Raw genomic sequence first — 18,073 nt, 5'->3', positions numbered from 1 at the left:
GCTGCGATGACAGTTGGGTGACATCTTCTGTGGGGAATCAGCGGAAGGTGATTTGCTGATTTTGCAGGCAGTTCGGTTGTATCAATGCCTGTTCCGTAGGCGCTCGAATTTGAGCGCACGCCACTTCCCGGCGAGTATTTTTATGCTAACTGATTGATTTTAAAATAAATAATATCATGTTTGAGCTATGCAGTAAACGCATGGCAGCATTGCGCTAAAGTTGCATTGCAAAAATCATGAGCAGGGAGCATATAACAATCATCTCAGCGCCGCGTTTCCTCCTCCCATTTGCGCGGGCTGAGTGTTCCCCTCTGGAGGTTTGCCTCAAAGGCACCTTCAAAACTCAAAGCCAGACATTTGTCTGGCTTTTTTTTTGGCTTTTCGCCTGTTTCTTGGCCGTGATGGCTAGAGCGGTTCCGGTTAAAACGGAATCGTGGAACCGCTCTATCTATTTGTTTTGACGCATTATCCTACGCAAAACCGCTACGCACTTTTGCTGGAAATGCTCTAACCCGAACAAACTACAAATAGCGGTTACGTGCCAGCTGTCCGTTCTGACAGGTCGCAGACGGCTGCCGTTCTTGGTGGTACGCAATCGAAGCACAGATACGAAAAAGGGGCCCTGAGGCCCCTTTGTCATTCATCGTTTCGAAGTGATTAGCGCAAGCTAGCGCAGAAGCGCTGGATGCGGTTGCAGGCTTCTTCGAGCAGCTCGTCGGACGTTGCATAGGAAATGCGGAAGTTCGGTCCGAGGCCGAAGGCCGAACCGTGAACCACGGCAACGCCCTCTGCTTCGAGCAGCTCGGTGACGAAATCTTCGTCGGTTTCGATAACCTTGCCAGCTTCGGTCTTCTTGCCGATCAGGCCAGCGCAAGACGGATAGACGTAGAATGCGCCTTCCGGCGTCGGGCACTGGATGCCCTTGGCCTGATTGAGCATCGATACGACCAGATCGCGACGAGCCTGGAAGATTTCCTTGTTCTTCGGGATGAAGTCCTGCGTGCCGTTGAGTGCTTCAACCGCAGCCCACTGGGCAATCGAGCAGGCGCCGGAGGTCTGCTGACCCTGCACCATGTCCATGGCCTTGATAAGCTGCAGCGGGCCAGCGGCGTAACCGATGCGCCAGCCGGTCATGGCATAGGCCTTGGAAACGCCGTTCATGGTGAGCGTGCGCTCATAGAGCGACGGCTCGACCTGGGCAGGCGTCGTGAAGACGAAATCGCCATAGACCAGATGCTCATACATGTCGTCCGTCAGGATCCAGACCTGCGGGTGACGCACGAGAACGTCCGTCAGCGCCTTCAGCTCGGCTTCCGTATAGGCAGCGCCGGTCGGGTTGGACGGCGAGTTGAAGATCAGCCACTTGGTCTTCGGCGTGATGGCCTTTTCCAGATCGGCAGCGGTCAGTTTGAAATTGTCTTCGATCTTGGTGTTGATGAACACCGGCGTACCGCCGTTGATCGCGACCATTTCCGGATAGCTGACCCAGTAAGGCGCAGGCACGATGACTTCATCGCCTGGGTTCAGCGTGGCCATGAAGGCGTTGAACAGGATCTGCTTGCCGCCCGTGCCGACGATGACCTGCTCCGGCGTGTAGTCGAGACCGTTTTCACGCTTGAACTTGGCGACGATGGCCTTGCGCAGCTCAGGGATACCGGCAACAGGCGTGTACTTCGTTTCGCCGCGGTTGATCGCGTCGATGGCGGCCTGCTTGATATTGTCCGGCGTGTCGAAATCGGGTTCGCCCGCACCGAGACCGATCACGTCCTTGCCTTTGGCTTTCAGTTCGCGTGCTTTCTGGCTGACCGCGATGGTCGCAGATGGCTTTACACGGGAAAGGGCGTCGGCGAGAAATGCCATGATAGATCTCCATAGATGGCAGGCTCTGTTAACCGCACTGGGAACGGTGCGGTTTTGCGAATTTTCTATGTCGCATCGGCAGAGGAATCGCAACAGATGGATTGGCATTTGGCCGGTATTTCGGGGTTTTCTCGAAAATGTGTTGCGAAAAGTGCCGGATAGATCAGTCTTGCTGACATAATATCTCAATGAAACTGATTGGACAGGCCGTGACGCAGGCAGAGATAGTGCTGCGAAACAGGAGCCATCGATGCTGACCATTTACGGACAACCCGATTCAGGAAATTGTTACAAGCCCCGCCTGCTGCTTGCCCTGCTTGGCAAGCCTTTTCGCCACGTGACAGTTTCGTCGCGGGACGGTTCCACACGCCAGCCGGACTATCTGGCCAGGAACCCCAATGGCAAGGTGCCTTTGCTTGAACTGGATGATGGACGCCTGCTGGCGGAATCGAATGCGATGCTTCTCTATCTGGCTGAGGGCACGGCGTTTCTGCCCGCTGACGCCTATGAGCGTGGGCTGGTCTATCAGTGGTTGTTTTTCGAACAATATAGCCACGAGCCCTTCGTGGCGGTGAGCCGTGCATTGCGGCTTTATCCGGAACGGGCGCAACTGGCGACGCCGGAACGTCTCGCCGCGTTGCAGGACGGCGGAAACACGGCGCTTGGCGTCATGGAAACGCAGCTTGAGAAGACGCCCTATCTGGTCGGTGATGCCTATACGGTCGCCGATGTCGCGCTCTATGCCTATACGCATGAGGCGCATCTGGGCGGCTTTGATATGCAGCAATATCCGGCGATCCAGGCCTGGCTCAAGCGCGTTGCTGCGCATCCGGGCCATGTGGCGCTTGACTGGCTGCCTTGAGAATTTTCAAACAGTACAAATGATTAGAGCGCCGATCAGATCGGCGCTCCAATATTTTGAGCCACATTCAGGCAAAGCCGGATGGAACATCCAGCCGCTAAATGTATTAGGCTGCGACGAGGTTGTCTGCAGACGAACGGCCCGAACGGCGATCCTGCACGATCTCGTAAGAGACCTTCTGACCTTCGTTGAGCGTGGCAAGGCCAGCGCGCTGAACGGCAGAGATGTGAACGAAAATGTCCGTGCCGCCCTGGTCAGGCTGAATGAAGCCGAAACCCTTGGTCGTGTTGAACCACTTAACTGTTCCCGTAGCCATGGGAATGTCCTTTGTAACGATAGTAATTTTTAGTCCGCATGCTCCGCACACGTCCCTGTGGATCGAATTTATGGACAGGAGATCGTCAGGAAGCACGGCAGGCCGCACGGGTCTCAAAGTCACTCGACCGAAAAATCGATTGCCGGACTATATGCGACAAATTTGACCAGCACAAGAGAGCTAGAATGCGTGTCTGGCTGTGATTTTGCTAAAAAAATCGCAGCGTTAACGTCAACGGAAGGTAATTTTTATCTAAAACGCCGCCTTTTCCGCGATTGCGTGCAGTAACAGTGCTTTGCAGAAAATGTCATGAACCTCGCATTTAGGGTGTAACCGTTCGACCCTGTCAGAAAGGCTGGCTCGGAAAAGTAGGCTTCTGGACGGCAGGGTATCGCGTTTCTTTGACTTTTGCGTGATATGCATAACGCGCATGTTGTGAATTGCCCGCGATTTCGTCACAGGGATTCGCGAACGGGCATGTGGTGAGGCAAGATATGACGTCTGAACCGGAACAGAAGCAGCCGAAGCGCAGTGCGCCGAAAAAGAGCCGCAAGCGCGGGAAGTCCCAGCGCACGGGCATCAAAGGCTTGCTCACCCGTCAGCCGGTCCGCGACGGCAACGATCTGTTCTCGCAGCTTTCCATGATGACCGGCGCTTTCTGGAGTTCGCCGGTGCGCACCGCGCTGATTGCGCTTGGAACCGGCATTTTTGTGCTGATCGTGCTGATTGCCATCGGGCAGGTTGCGATCAACCGCTGGAACGAGCCGTTTTACGACGCACTGGCGCGCAAGGATTTGCAGGCCTTCTTCCATCAGTTGATGGTCTTCTTCGGCATTGCTGGCAGCCTGCTGGTGCTCAATGTCGCGCAAACTTGGCTGAACCAGATGTTCAAGCTGAAGATGCGCGAGGGGCTGGCCCGCGATCTGGTCGGTCAATGGCTGGCGCCGGGGCGGGCGTTCCGGCTGGCCAATGCAGGCGAAATCGGCATCAATCCAGACCAGCGACTACATGAAGATGCCCGGCATCTGGCGGAAACCTCCTGCGATCTCGGCATTAATCTGTTGCAATCGACAGTCATTCTGGTGAGTTTTGTCGGCGTGCTCTGGTCGCTTTCGAGCGGCTTCATTTTCCATGTCGGCGGCTATAGCTTCCCGATCCCGGGCTACATGGTCTGGGCGGTAATCATCTATGCCGCTTCCGCATCGTGGCTGACATGGATCGTCGGGCGCAACCTCGTCAATATCAATGCCAACCGTTATGCACGCGAGGCGGATTTCCGTGCCTCGCTGATGCGGGTCAACGAGCATCTGGATGCCGTTACGCTGTCACGCGGCGAAGCGGACGAGCGTCGCCGCCTCGATCTGGATATCGATGCCGTGCTGGCTGCGATCCGCAAGATCGTCTACGCGACCACGCGATTGACCTGGGTGACCGCCGGTTATGGCTGGCTCACCATCGTCGCACCAATTCTCGTTGCTGCGCCGGTTTATTTCTCCGGAGGCCTGACCTTCGGCGGTCTGATGATGGCGGTCGGCGCCTTTACGCAGGTGCATAATTCGTTGCGCTGGTTCGTGGATAATTTCGGCGCCATTGCCGACTGGCGCGCGACGCTGCTTCGCGTCGCCACGTTTCGGCAGGCGATTCTGCGCATGGATGAGCTGGGTCGTCTCGACCGTCAAGTCGATCTGGCCGTCAACGAGGACGACAGAATCAGTCTCGACAACGTGTCGATTGCAGCACCTGATATCTGTTTGCGATTGTCGAAAGGTACCTTTGCGGTCAAGCCGGGTGAACGGGTGCTGGTGACCGGCGGCACCGAAACCCAACGCACTTTACTGTTCCGGGCGCTGGGGGGCCTGTGGCCATGGGGCGATGGGCGTATCGGTATGCCAGCCAATGACGGCGTCGCCTTCATGCCGCGCGCGCCCTATTTGCCACCGGGCACGCTGAAGAGCGTGATCGTCTATCCATTCGATCTGAAGAAGTTCGCGCCTGAAGCACTGGAAGGGGTGTTGCAGCGCGCCGGGCTTGCGCGGCTTATCGGCAGTCTCGATCACGTCACGCGCTGGGAGCGGGTGCTGGCCGATGACGAGCGGCAATGTCTCGCCTTCGCCCGACTCATTTTGCAGGAGCCGCAATGGATCATCATTGATGGCGCGCTGGATGGGCTCGACGCCGAGGCCTATGATCGCATTCGAGACATTTTGAACAATGAGCTGAAGCAAGCTGCAGTGATCCACCTCGGCAAGCCACACCTGCATAACGGGCTTTTCTCCCGGCAGGTCAATCTGGAAGAGGACCCCGATGGCAAGCCGCTGGAAATTCCCGCTTTAAAGAGCGCATAGAAAAAGCCGCCGGATCGCCCCGGCGGCTTTTTTCGTTGCCTGTAAAGCCGCTTATGCGCGGAAATAGTCCTGCAGCGGACGCACTTCCAGCGAACCGGCCTTCAGCGCCGCGATGGCTTCGGCTGCAGCTTCGGCGCCTGACATGGTGGTGTAGTAAGGCAGCTTTTGCATCAGCGTTGCGCGACGGATCGACTTGGAGTCAGACACGGCGCTGGCGCTGTCGGTCGTGTTGAAGACCAGATGGATCTGACGATTGCGGATCGCATCTTCCACATGCGGACGGCCTTCGATGACCTTGTTGATCTTGATCGCTTCGACGCCATTGTCAGCAAGGAAACGCTGCGTGCCGCCGGTTGCCATGACGCGGAAGCCGAGGCTTGCGAGCTTGCGCACAGGCGTCAGAACGCGTTCCTTGTCTTCGTCGCGCACGGACACGAACACCGTGCCTTCACGCGGCAGTTCCACGCCAGCGCCGAGCTGCGCCTTGGCGAAAGCCAGTGCGTAGTCGTAGTCGAGGCCCATGACTTCGCCGGTCGAGCGCATTTCCGGTCCGAGCAGCGTATCGACGCCCGGGAAGCGGGCGAACGGGAACACGGCTTCCTTGACTGCAATGTGCGGACGCGATGGTGCCTGCGGCTTGCCGCCGTAAGCGCCGAGCGCGTCTTCAAGGCTTTCGCCAGCCATGATGCGGGCAGCAACCTTGGCAATCGGGGTGCCGATGGTCTTGGCAACGAACGGAACCGTACGCGAAGCGCGCGGGTTGACTTCGAGGATGAAGATTTCGCCGTCCTTGATCGCGAACTGGACGTTCATCAGGCCGCCGACATTGAGCGCCTTGGCCAGTGCTTCCGTCTGACGTTCGAGTTCGGCAACGGTTTCAGCCGAGAGCGAGTGAACCGGCAGCGAGCAGGCGCTGTCGCCCGAGTGAATACCGGCTTCTTCGATATGCTCCATGATGCCCGAGACAAAGCTGTCCTTGCCATCGCAAAGGCAGTCGACGTCCACTTCGATAGCCTGGGTCAGGTAGGTATCGAACAGAAGTGGGTTCTTGCCGAGCAGCGTGTTGATCTGGCCGGTCTTGTCGTTCGGATATTTGGCCTTGATGTCTTCCGGCACCAGTTCCGGCACGGTGTCGAGCAGATAGGCCTGCAGCGTGCGCTCGTCGTGGATGATCTGCATGGCACGGCCACCCAGAACATAAGACGGGCGGACGACCAGCGGGAAGCCAAGGTCGGCAGCGACGAGGCGGGCCTGTTCGACCGAATAGGCAATGCCGTTCTTCGGCTGGTTCAGGTCGAGCTTGACCAGAAGCTTCTGGAAGCGGTCACGATCTTCCGCAAGGTCGATGGCGTCTGGCGAGGTGCCGAGGATCGGGATGCCAGCCTTTTCAAGCGCATTGGCGAGCTTGAGCGGGGTCTGGCCGCCGAACTGGACGATAACGCCGTGCAGTGTGCCCTTTTCCTTTTCGACGCGCAGGATTTCCAGCACGTCTTCCGCCGTCAGCGGCTCGAAATAAAGACGATCCGAGGTGTCATAATCGGTCGAAACCGTTTCCGGGTTGCAGTTGATCATGATGGCTTCGTAATCGGCATCGCCGAGCGCGAAGGCCGCATGGCAGCAGCAATAATCGAACTCGATGCCCTGACCGATACGGTTCGGGCCGCCGCCGAGAATGACGACCTTCTTGCGATCCGAAACTTCGGCTTCTGAACGCGGCTGGCCGACGAAAGGCGTTTCATAGGTCGAGTACATGTAAGCGGTCGGCGAAGCGAATTCGGCAGCGCAGGTGTCGATGCGCTTGTAGACCGGATGCACGTCGAGATCGGCGCGCAGCTTGGCCACGTCCGTCGCTTCCTTGTTCGTCAGGCTTGCAAGGCGGGCGTCGGAGAAGCCCATTGCCTTCAGCATGCGCAGGTTTTCTGCGTCCTGCGGTAGGCCATGTTCGCGGATGCGCGCTTCGGTCGAAATGATGGCTTCGATCTGTTCAAGGAACCATGGGTCGATCTTGGAGGCGTCATGCACCTGCTCGACGGTCAGGCCGAGGCGCATGGCCTGCGCAACCATGCGCAGACGATCCGGCGTCGGCGTGCCGATGGCGGCGCGGATAGCGTTCTTCTCGTCGCCTTCTTCAATGTTTGGAATGGCGATTTCGTCGAGGCCGGTCAGGCCGGTTTCAAGACCGCGCAGCGCCTTCTGCAAGCTTTCCTGGAAGGTACGGCCAATGGCCATCACTTCACCAACCGACTTCATGGCGGTGGTCAGGATCGGCGAGGAGCCGGGGAACTTTTCGAATGCAAAGCGCGGGATCTTGGTGACGACATAGTCGATCGACGGTTCGAACGAGGCTGGCGTTGCGCCGCCGGTGATGTCGTTGTCGAGTTCGTCCAGCGTGTAGCCGACGGCGAGCTTGGCCGCGACCTTGGCAATCGGGAAGCCGGTTGCCTTGGAAGCCAGAGCCGAGGAACGCGAGACGCGCGGGTTCATTTCGATGACGATCATGCGGCCATTGGCCGGGTTGATCGCGAACTGCACGTTGGAGCCGCCGGTTTCGACGCCGATCTCGCGTAGCACCGCAATCGAGGCGTTACGCATGATCTGGTATTCTTTGTCGGTCAGCGTCAGTGCTGGCGCCACGGTGATCGAGTCGCCGGTGTGCACGCCCATCGGATCGAGGTTTTCGATCGAGCAGATGATGATGCAGTTGTCCGCCTTGTCGCGGACGACTTCCATTTCATATTCTTTCCAGCCCAGAACCGACTCTTCGATCAGAACTTCGGTCGTCGGCGATGCGTCCAGACCGCGCTCGATGATTTCGAAGAATTCCTGACGGTTATAGGCAATGCCGCCGCCGGTGCCGCCGAGCGTGAAGCTCGGGCGGATGATGGCCGGAAGGCCGACAAAGTCGAGCGCCTGCGCTGCCTTGGCAAGGGCATGCGTCATGTAGCGCTGCTTGCGGTCAACTTCGCCGAGCTGCCATTCGGTTTCGAGCTTGTCGAGCGCCTTGTCGAGGTCGCTGCCGGTGTACTGGGTCTTGACTTCCGCACGCTTGGCTTCGTGACGCTTGCGATCCTCGTCCTTGATTTCAGTCGCATTGGCGAGCATGGAATCGGGTGTATCGAGGCCGATCTTTTCCATGGCTTCACGGAACAGCGCGCGATCTTCCGCCTTGTCGATGGCTTCGGCATTGGCGCCGATCATCTCGACATTGTAGCGCTCCAGCACGCCCATGCGGCGCAGCGACAATGCGGTGTTCAGCGCGGTCTGGCCGCCCATGGTCGGCAAAAGCGCGTCCGGGCGCTCCTTGGCGATGATCTTGGCGACGACTTCCGGCGTGATCGGCTCGATATAGGTCGCGTCCGCCAGATCGGGATCGGTCATGATCGTGGCCGGGTTGGAGTTGACGAGGATGATGCGGTAGCCTTCCTCTTTCAACGCCTTACAGGCCTGAGTGCCCGAATAGTCGAACTCGCAAGCCTGGCCGATGACAATGGGGCCCGCGCCGATAATCAGGATCGATTTGATATCTGTACGTTTCGGCATGGGCGCTCATCCTATCTTCTTCGGGCGCATGATCTTGTCCGAAAACCGGTTCCCATTTTCGGGATCATGCTCTTGTTTTACGCATGCCTTTGTCTCGAAACCGGTTCCCACTTTCGAGTGACATGCTGCTTAGCCTGCCAGAAAAGCCCGCACGGTTTTCCGGCGGGTTGGCAGCGTATGAATTCTGTGGGCTAAGCGGGCCTTATAGGCAATGATGACCCAAAGCGGAACCCCACAAATACGCTTATTTCAAAGAAAATGCGGGCATTCACGAAAAATCTTGGCCGAGCGCAGTTTTCTTGTGCGGTGACGCGCCGGTGCGGTAACGCTCCAGCGCTGCTTTCTGGCTCGACCGGCTGACCGGGAGCAGTGTTCCGTCGCGTGCTTTGACGCTGAGCGCGCCATTCACGCGCTGCAATTCCTCGACATGAGTGTCTGCCACCCAATGCGAGCGGTGGATCTGTAAACCCGGCGTTTCGCCGATTTCTTTTACTGCATCGGAGAAGCGGATCAGGATGAGTTCCTTGCCCCGGCTGGTGACGACCTGTGTGTAATGGTCGTCTGCCGACAAACGCAGCAGCGGGCCGCGATTGCCCGGTTGCAGGCGATTGAGCAGAGCGGGGGCTTCGGGGCTTTTGTTCGAAACGGTTTCGATGTCTTTGCGAACTGTCAGATAGGCAAGGACACAGAAGAGCGCGCTGAGCGGTAGCGAAACCGCCATGTTGCCGAGGAGCGTTTTGAAGGACGGGGTTCTGACTAGAAAACCGTAGTCGACGAGGCCGACCCAAAGGCCAATGGGAATCGCCGCCAGAAGCGCGCCTGTCATCATGCGCGCAAAGGTGCTGGCAACCCATGGTTTCAGCAGGGAATCCGCCAGAACAGCGAACAAGATGGCGATGGACCAGCCGCCAAACTGGATCAGCAGCCAATAGAAGAAGCGGATGACGACGGGCATCGAACCTGTGCCCAGTGCAGCCGTTATCGTGAAGATCAGCACCACCACAAGAAACGTCATCCAGAGGCGAAGCGCACGCAAAATGACCGTCATTTCACGAAGCGCGAATTGCACAATGCCGCCAGCCACGAAGTTTTCCTGCATCCCACGTCATTCCAATTGAGCCGAGCGCAGTGTTGTCGAAGGAAGGTCGAAATTCAACCGGAGCATTGCCATGAATTTCGAGCCGCTTCTCCACGCACCGCTTGCTGTCCAGCTACACGTCGCCACTGTTATACCCGCAGCCTTGCTGGGTGCCTTCATTCTCCTGCGCCGCAAGGGCACACGCCTGCACAAATATCTTGGGCGCATCTGGATGGCGTTGATGGTTGTCACCGCGATGACGAGCTTTTTCATACACCAGATCAACCTGTTCTGGGGTTTCAGCCCGATACATATCCTGTCGGTGCTGGTCATCGCCGGATGCATCCGGTCAGTGATCGCTGCGCGTCAGGGCGAGATTGGCCTGCATCGCAAAATCGTGCGACAGGTTTATTTTCTGGGCATTGTCGGGGCTGGGCTCTTTGCCTTCCTGCCGGGGCGCATCATGCATGCGGTTGCATTTCCGGATGCGGGCACTTTCCACCTCGCCACAGGCGCGGCGGTGATTGTCTTGGTCCTGTTCGGCAGCTCATTTCTAAGGCACAAGTTTCGCGCCATCCGATAGGAAAACTCCCGAAAGCAAATATTGCGGGCGAGTCTCCGTTTGTGATGAGGCTTGCCATTTACTTTTTATATTGCGGTGGCAACTCTTTATGCGACAATTATACGAGATTGATTGATGCGCCGCGCAGGGTTGCTGCGGCCGGTGTTGAGGGAGTGGGCGTATGCGCTGGCAAGGTCGTAGGCAGAGTGACAATGTGGAAGACCAGCGTGGCGGCGGTGGCGATTCAGGCGGACAAGGCGGCGGTTTTGGCGGCGGCGGGCCGGGCTTCAAGGTCGTGCGTGGCGGCGGGCTTTCCGGCATTCTCATTCTTGTCGTGATGTTCTTCGTGCTGCGCGCCTTTGGTATCGATCCTATACCGATTCTGTTTGGCGATGGCGGCATGGGCTCGTCCGTGCAGACGCAACAGCAGCAGTCCAGCGGTCGCACGGCTGCCGAGGGCGGGGCAGTCGCCAATGACGAGATGACCCAGTTTGCCCGCACAGTGCTGGCCGAGACGGAAGACGTCTGGAGCGGTATTTTCCAGTCGCGCGGCCAGACCTATACGAAGCCGACCATGGTTCTTTTTACCGGGCAGGTGCGTTCGGCCTGCGGTTTTGCCTCTGCTGCGTCGGGGCCGTTCTACTGCCCCGGCGACCGCAAGCTCTACATCGATCTGAGCTTCTATGACGAACTGGCGAATCGTTTCGGCGCGTCGGGTAACTTTGCGCAGGCCTATGTGCTGGCGCATGAAGTCGGGCATCATGTCCAGAACCTGCTCGGCATTCTCCCGAAGTTCAATCAGATGCGCCAGCAGATGAACGAAGTGCAGGCCAACCAGATGTCGGTTCGCGTCGAGCTTCAGGCCGATTGCTTTGCCGGTATCTGGGGTTATTACACCCAGCAGAAGGGTATTCTGGAAGCGGGCGATCTTGAAGATGCGCTCAATGCCGCCCACCAGATCGGCGACGACACGTTGCAGCGTCGCAGCCAGGGTTACGTCGTGCCGGAAAGCTTCAACCATGGCACATCGGCGCAGCGCGCCAAGTGGTTCAAGCGCGGCTTCGATACGGGCAAGCTCGAATCCTGCGATACATTTAGCGGCGACATCTAAGCCGCTCTGATCACTTCATAAAAGGCGGCTTCGGCCGCCTTTTTCTATGCAAGCCATGCGATGGTTCGAATCATTTTCGTTGACCCGTATCAAGCAGGCTTGTCGTAGAATAATTTTCCCTATAAAGGTTTCGCGTCGGCGCGGCCCTTATCCAAATCATGCGTGACGCTCAATTTTGAGCGGCGATGACGCGCGATCCTTTCCAACAATCAAAACATGATGCTTCCTGCGGCAAATCCGCTTGAGCATATTCAGGTGTTCCAATGCTTGACCCCAAATTCGTAAGGCGGGGCCTTTGGCTGGTCTTCATGACGCTGTTTCTCGATATTATCGGGATCGCGATCATCATGCCGGTTCTGCCGGCCTATCTGGAAGAGCTGACCGGCGCGGATGTCAGCACGGCGGCTGTCGACGGCGGCTGGCTGCTGCTGGTTTATGCGGCGATGCAGTTTCTGTTCGCGCCGTTGATCGGTAATCTCAGCGACCGTTTCGGCCGGCGGCCGGTTCTGCTGGCCTCCATTCTGACATTTGCGATCGACAATCTCATCTGCGCGCTCGCAACCTCATTCTGGATGCTGTTCGTTGGCCGTGTGCTGGCGGGCATCAGCGGTGCAAGTTTTGCGACGGCATCCGCCTATATTGCGGATGTCAGCGATGACAGCAATCGCGCACGCAATTTCGGCCTGATTGGCATTGCCTTCGGCGTTGGCTTTGCGCTCGGCCCGGTGCTGGGCGGTCTTCTGGGTGAATTCGGCCCGCGTGTTCCGTTCTACGGCGCGGCGTTGCTGTCTTTCATCAATTTCGTGCTGGCATACTTCCTGCTGCCGGAAACGCTGTCCCTGCAAAACAGACGCAGTTTCCAGATCGGACGTGCCAACCCGCTCGGCGCGCTCAAGCAGCTGCGCAGCTATCCCGGTATCGGCTGGGTGATGGCGGTCTTCTTCCTGTACTGGCTGGCCCATGCGGTCTATCCGTCGGTCTGGGCCTTTGTCGGCGCCTACCGCTATAACTGGAACGAGGCCCAGATCGGCCTGTCGCTTGGCATGTTCGGTATCGGTACCGCATTTGTCATGGCGGTGGTGCTGCCGCGTGCTCTGCCTATTTTGGGTGAGCGGCGCACGGCCATCACCGGCGTGTTCTTTTCTTGTCTTGGTATGATCGGTTATGCCATCGCCTGGGAAGGCTGGATGGTCTATGCGGTCATCCTGATGACGGCGCTGGAAGGCTTTGCTGATCCGCCGCTGCGCAGTATCGCTGCGAGCAAAGTGCCGCCTTCCGCACAAGGCGAGTTGCAAGGCGCGCTGACCAGCGTTTCGAGCATCACGACGATTATCGGCCCGCTTCTTTTCACGCAGCTCTTCAGCCATTTTACCGGAACAAACGCGCCGTTTGATTTTGCCGGTATGCCCTATGCGGTTGGGGCAGGGCTAATCTTCATCGCGCTGGTCGTGGTGGTGGCGCGAGTTCATCCCAAGCCAAAGCCAAAGATAGCGGATGTCTAAAGGCTATACATGCACATCAAAAAAGCCGGGGTGTTCGCCCCGGCTTTTTATTTGCTAACAATGTGTTAACCGCAAAATCTCAGATTTAGATTCACGCAGCCTGTTCGCGTTCCGGCAAAAGGGCTTCGCCCTTCTTCTCACGGATGAGATTGATGAACCGGCGGAAGAGGTAGTGCGAATCCTGCGGGCCGGGCGAAGCTTCCGGATGGTGCTGGACGGAGAAGACCGGCTTGCCGATGACGCGCAAGCCGCAATTGGTGCCGTCGAAAAGCGAGACGTGAGTTTCTTCAACATTGTCCGGCAGCGATTCAGAATCGACCGCAAAGCCGTGGTTCATGGAAACGATTTCCACCTTGCCGGTCGTGTAATCCTTGACCGGATGGTTTGCGCCGTGATGGCCCTGATGCATCTTCTCGGTGCGGCCACCGAGTGCCAGCGCCAGCATCTGGTGTCCAAGGCAGATGCCGAAAACCGGCAAGCCGCTGTCAACCAGCTTGGCAATGGTCGGTACGGCATATGCGCCGGTGGCTGCCGGATCGCCGGGGCCGTTCGACAGGAATACGCCGTCGGGATTGTAGGCCAGCACGTCATCGGCGGTTGCCGTTGCGGGCAGAACCGTAACCTTTGCGCCAAGGCCTGCAAGCAGGCGCAGAATGTTGCGCTTCACGCCGAAATCGAGCGCGACCACGTGATATTGCGGGTTGTCCAGTTCGCCGAAGCTTTCGCCCTTGATCCAGGGCGTTTCGTTCCAGACCTGGCTCTGGCCGATGGTAACATCCTTGGCGAGGTCGAGATTTTCCAGACCGCTCCAGCCAGCAGCGCGGGCCTTCAAGGCGTCGATGTCGAACTTGCCGTTCGGGTCATGCGTGATGACAGCATTCTGCGCGCCGCGTTCGCGGATCAGTGCGGTGAGGGCGCGGGTGTCGATGCCTGCAAGCGCGATAACGCCGCGTGCCTTCAGCCATGCGTCAAGGTCTTCGCTGGAGCGATAATTTGACGGTGCGGTGATATCGGCCTTGAAGATCGCGCCGACTGCGCCGTGGCGGTTGGCTGGCGTCAGGTCTTCGATATCTTCGACATTGGTGCCGACATTGCCGATATGCGGGAAGGTGAAGGTGACGATCTGTCCGGCATAGGACGGATCGGTCAGGATTTCTTCGTAACCGGTGAGCGCCGTGTTGAAGACAACTTCTGCTTCGATTGCGCCGGTCGCGCCGAGGCCCTTGCCTTCGATCACGGTGCCGTCAGCAAGAACCAGAACGGCGGTTCGCTTTTCGGTTGTCCAGGGTGCGGTTTTCGGGGTCGTTTCGGTCATATGTGCACTCCTGTTTAACTTGCAGCATTTAAATCCGTGCCACGTTTAATGTTTTAGCTTTTCCGTACAGGCTCATGTTCCATCCCTCCAGCTTCACCCTGTTACCGGGCGAATGGCTTGAAAGACGGAGCGTCAATGGTCATATACGCGCCAACAGGCGACGGGGTCATATATGCGCCAAAAGGCAGCGGGGATTTCAAATCTCCCACTGCGAGCATGTACCGATGTCCTGCTAAGCCTTGATCAATAGAGAAACTTGATCGCCGGGTCAATCGTCCGAGCGTGCTCATTCGGGAAATAATCGCGATAATTATCGCATTATTGTTCTTCGGGCGGGTAGTTCGGACAGCTCGTGACAGCGCGCGATTGCTTTATGGGTCACGTTGCGAGTAAGAAGAAACAAACACCGTCAGGAGACATTCGATGCTTCGCCAGGAGATTTCCCAGGCCCTCACAACCGCGCTTAAGGCGCAGGAAAAGCGCCGCACGTCGACGCTGCGCCTTATTCTGGCTGCCGTGAAGGACCGCGATATCGCCAACCGTTCCGCAGGCAAGGACCCGGTCGGAGACGAGGAATTGCTGGGTATTCTCGGCAAGATGGTCAAGCAGCGCGAAGAATCGGCACGCATCTATGAAGAAGGCAGCCGCATCGAGCTGGCCGACGCCGAGCGCGAGGAAATTGTCATTATCTCCGAGTTTCTGCCGCAGCAGATGACTGAGGAAGAAGTGAAGAAGGCTTGCGAGGACGTTATCGCCGAAATCGGTGCGCAAGGTCTGCGCGATATGGGCAAGTGCATGGCCATCCTGAAGGAGCGCTATGCAGGCAAGATGGATTTCACCAAGGCAAGCGCGCTGGTGAAATCGCTTCTGCAGTAATCCCTGCTCTGACACGAAATGAAGAAGGCCCCGTCAAAAGCGGGGCCTTCTTGTTTCATCAGCCATGCAGATGTTATGCCGGGCAATCGAAATCAGTCAGTGAGATCGTTTGTCATGACTACTGCTCTGCTCATCATTGATGTTCAAAACGATATTGTGGCCGGGATGGGCACGCCTGAGCGTCAGCCTGTGATTGACCGCGCTCTGGATGATGTCGTTGCTCGATTGAGCGCCATGAAGGTCAGGGCACATGCTGCCGGGATTCCGGTTATCCTCGTGCAGCACGACGGCGGACCGGGGGATGTGCTCGAAAAGGGCACGCAGGGTTGGGCGATCCGGGACGAGCTTTCACCTCAGGCAAATGACATCGTGGTTGAAAAGACCAGTTGCGATTCATTTCACGAAACTGAGCTTCAGGACCGGCTGCATGAGCTGGCGATCACCCATCTGGTTATCGGTGGTTGCCAGACGGAATACTGCGTCGACACGGCGGTGCGCCACGCAATATCGCTCGGCTATGATGTGACATTAATTGCCGATGGGCACACGACTGGCGATACGGCGAGCTTGCAGTTCGCCGATATCGTCGCCCATCACAATGAGACGCTTAACGGGTTCCGGGCAGGAAGCACCCGTGGCCGAACCACAAACGCCGCCGATATAACGTTTTAACCGCGTCAGCTCTGCTTGACGGTCTTGAGGCGCGTTTCGCTCAGGAGGCCCTGTTCTTCCAAAACCGGATAGGCCATGGAAGCCAGAAGCGAATTGATCTGCTTCAGATCGCGGATCGTATCGAGATGGATGGTGCTGGTCTCGATACTGCGGGTTGATCCTTCGCGCAGACGCGAGAAGTGGCGCAGACTTGTCTGTTTCTCCAATTCGCGCAGGCGGTCTTTTTCCTGAACGAGCTGGCGTGCCGTGCGTCCATCACGCGAGACAACCACGTTGAAGGCCAGATGCGCATTGGCCAGAACCATCGCGTGGAAGTGGCTGAGTTCCTCCCAGCCTTCTTCTGTGAATTCCAGCTTGTGATCCATTTTCTTCTGCACCTGCGCCAGCATGTTGCGCACGATGATGTCGCCCACCTGTTCGAGCTTTACGCAAGCGCCGAGCAGTTCCTGCATCCGCAGGGCTTCGAATTCGCTCAGATCCTGCGAGGCAAGCCGGGTGAGGTAAAGCTTGATCGCCGCATGTTTCTTGTCCACGCGGTCATCGAGAGCGGCCAGTTCGTTGATACGGGCCTGATCCGGCTTTTCATAGAGATCGATGATGCGGCGCAGCATGACCTCGACCGTATCGCAAACGCCCACCACTTCGCGGGTGGCATTGGCCAGCGCTTGCGACGGGCGGTTAAGCACGCCCGTATCGAGGGCGCTGTATTCTTCCATTTCCAGCGGCTGTGCCGGTGCCGGGGTCTTGTCGGCATTGATCTTGACGAGCGCCTCGGTGGTGCGCAGCACCAACCCGGAAAGCGGGATGCCCGCCAGCATGACGATCACGTTGAACAGAATATGCGCGTTGACCACCTGCGATACGGGATCGGCGCCAAGGAACGCAATCGACGGCTTGAAGGTCTCGTAGAGCACCAGCATGACCAGCGAGCCTGCGCCGCGCATCAGGAGATTGCCGAGCGGCACAACGCGGGTTTCAGGCGGGGCATTGCGGGTGAGGATCGGCGCGATGATCGAGGAGCCGAGATTGACGCCGAGCACCATGACCACGGCCAGTTCCGGATGGATAAGACCGCGCGATGCGAATGTGGTCAGCAAAATGACGGCTGCAACGCTGGAATGGAACAGCCATGTCATCAGTGCGGCCAGCAGATAGGTGGTGATTGGATCGCTCGACAGATAGTCGACGATTACCGGCAGAAGTTCGCTCTGGCGCAATGGTTCAGTGGCCTGACCGGTCATTTCCAGCGACATGATCAAGAGGCCGATGCCCACGAGAATGCGCCCGATCTGCCGCCAGTCGCGGCGCTCGGTGGTCATGAAAATGCCGGTGCCGATCACAAGGCAGAGCGGAACGAGAATGGTCAGGTCATAGCTCAGGATTTTGACGACCAGAGCCGAGCCGAGTTCGCCGCCGCGCACAGCCATCAGGCCTGCAACACCGCTGACGAAACCCGATCCCACGAAGGAGCCGACCAGCAGCGTCACAGCGGTAGAGCTTTGCAGGGCAACAGCAAGCACCAGACCGAAGGCGACCGATAAAAGCGGGTTCTGCATCTGGTTGCGCAGGCGTCTGCGCAGGCGGTCGCCATAGGCGCGCTCTACCCCAGTTCGCACCATGCGGGTGGCCCATAGGAGGAGGGCGACTGCGCCAGCAAGGTGCAAAAGGACCAATGAACCATTCACGGCGAAATCCCTTCGGGTTGGAGGTTGGTGTTGAAAGCTAGAATTATCTTCATAAAACGAAGAAAATATGTTCCGGCTAACGAAATATCCAAGAGATATGGGCTTATTCGCGCCTAAAATCAACAGCTCTTAATCGAATGTGAAAGTTATATGACAGTTTTGTGACAGAGGCATGGTTGTGAAACACCCGTCAAACAGTCGGGGCAGAAGGCTGTGATTAGCGGGGAGGGTGAAGCAAGTGCGATGGACGCCGGGGTTGGTGGTGCTTATATGTAGAACCTGTTTGCAAACACCGAAGACATCGCCGTGCCTGGAACCCTCTGGTTCACGGGCCTATCGATGTTCAGGA

Annotated in this window: 13 protein-coding genes; 7 read left to right on the top strand and 6 right to left on the bottom strand. The window is 57.7% G+C overall.

Going from position 1 to position 18,073, the window contains the following annotated elements:
- Positions 1-657: 657 nt before the first annotated feature.
- Positions 658-1,860, bottom strand: a complete 1,203-nt coding sequence (locus ACTJKP_RS04085; protein WP_440629775.1) for a pyridoxal phosphate-dependent aminotransferase — start codon at positions 1,858-1,860, stop codon at positions 658-660.
- Positions 1,861-2,110: 250 nt separating this feature from the next.
- Here ACTJKP_RS04085 and ACTJKP_RS04080 point away from each other — a divergent pair, with 250 nt between their 5' ends.
- A complete protein-coding gene (locus tag ACTJKP_RS04080; RefSeq protein ID WP_440629774.1) occupies positions 2,111-2,722 on the top strand; it encodes a glutathione S-transferase family protein in 612 nt (203 codons plus the stop codon).
- A 106-nt stretch (positions 2,723-2,828) separates the two neighbouring features.
- On the opposite strand, the gene ACTJKP_RS04075 is transcribed toward ACTJKP_RS04080, so the two are convergent.
- A complete protein-coding gene (locus tag ACTJKP_RS04075; protein WP_078338706.1) occupies positions 2,829-3,038 on the bottom strand; it encodes a cold-shock protein in 210 nt (69 codons plus the stop codon).
- Positions 3,039-3,532: 494 nt separating this feature from the next.
- Between ACTJKP_RS04075 and ACTJKP_RS04070 the strand changes: the two genes are divergently transcribed.
- Entirely contained in the window at positions 3,533-5,383 is a 1,851-nt protein-coding gene (locus tag ACTJKP_RS04070) for an ABC transporter ATP-binding protein/permease (protein ID WP_440629773.1), read from the top strand.
- 51 nt (positions 5,384-5,434) lie between these two features.
- On the opposite strand, the gene carB is transcribed toward ACTJKP_RS04070, so the two are convergent.
- Positions 5,435-8,923, bottom strand: coding sequence for a carbamoyl-phosphate synthase large subunit (carB, locus tag ACTJKP_RS04065; RefSeq protein ID WP_440629772.1), 3,489 nt, complete (start codon positions 8,921-8,923; stop codon positions 5,435-5,437).
- Positions 8,924-9,191: 268 nt separating this feature from the next.
- Complete coding sequence (locus tag ACTJKP_RS04060; protein WP_440629771.1) at positions 9,192-10,022, bottom strand: LytTR family DNA-binding domain-containing protein; 831 nt, start codon at positions 10,020-10,022, stop codon at positions 9,192-9,194.
- 70 nt (positions 10,023-10,092) lie between these two features.
- Here ACTJKP_RS04060 and ACTJKP_RS04055 point away from each other — a divergent pair, with 70 nt between their 5' ends.
- From ACTJKP_RS04055 to ACTJKP_RS04045, 3 genes are all read left to right on the top strand, one after another.
- Positions 10,093-10,584, top strand: coding sequence for a DUF2306 domain-containing protein (locus ACTJKP_RS04055; protein ID WP_440629770.1), 492 nt, complete (start codon positions 10,093-10,095; stop codon positions 10,582-10,584).
- Between the two features lie 160 nt (positions 10,585-10,744).
- Entirely contained in the window at positions 10,745-11,674 is a 930-nt protein-coding gene (gene ypfJ, locus ACTJKP_RS04050; RefSeq protein ID WP_078338702.1) for a KPN_02809 family neutral zinc metallopeptidase, read from the top strand.
- A gap of 263 nt (positions 11,675-11,937) precedes the next feature.
- Positions 11,938-13,176: a TCR/Tet family MFS transporter gene (locus tag ACTJKP_RS04045; RefSeq protein ID WP_440629769.1), complete on the top strand. Its 1,239-nt coding sequence runs from the start codon at positions 11,938-11,940 to the stop codon at positions 13,174-13,176.
- 91 nt (positions 13,177-13,267) lie between these two features.
- On the opposite strand, the gene carA is transcribed toward ACTJKP_RS04045, so the two are convergent.
- The gene (gene carA, locus ACTJKP_RS04040) at positions 13,268-14,491 is read right to left on the bottom strand and encodes a glutamine-hydrolyzing carbamoyl-phosphate synthase small subunit (RefSeq protein ID WP_440629768.1); all 1,224 of its coding nucleotides are present in this window, start codon (positions 14,489-14,491) and stop codon (positions 13,268-13,270) included.
- Positions 14,492-14,914: 423 nt separating this feature from the next.
- Here carA and ACTJKP_RS04035 point away from each other — a divergent pair, with 423 nt between their 5' ends.
- On the top strand, positions 14,915-15,367 hold the full coding sequence (locus tag ACTJKP_RS04035; RefSeq protein WP_078338700.1) for a GatB/YqeY domain-containing protein: 453 nt from the start codon (positions 14,915-14,917) through the stop codon (positions 15,365-15,367).
- Between the two features lie 114 nt (positions 15,368-15,481).
- The gene (locus tag ACTJKP_RS04030; RefSeq protein WP_440629767.1) at positions 15,482-16,039 is read left to right on the top strand and encodes a cysteine hydrolase family protein; all 558 of its coding nucleotides are present in this window, start codon (positions 15,482-15,484) and stop codon (positions 16,037-16,039) included.
- A gap of 5 nt (positions 16,040-16,044) precedes the next feature.
- Here the strand turns inward: ACTJKP_RS04030 and ACTJKP_RS04025 are convergent, their stop codons facing one another.
- Positions 16,045-17,724, bottom strand: coding sequence for a Na/Pi cotransporter family protein (locus tag ACTJKP_RS04025; protein ID WP_078338698.1), 1,680 nt, complete (start codon positions 17,722-17,724; stop codon positions 16,045-16,047).
- Positions 17,725-18,073: the final 349 nt, after the last annotated feature.

The sequence above is a fragment of the Brucella sp. 22210 genome (assembly GCF_052045675.1).
Classification (GTDB): domain Bacteria; phylum Pseudomonadota; class Alphaproteobacteria; order Rhizobiales; family Rhizobiaceae; genus Brucella.
This window is presented reverse-complemented; position numbering and strand designations above follow the sequence as displayed.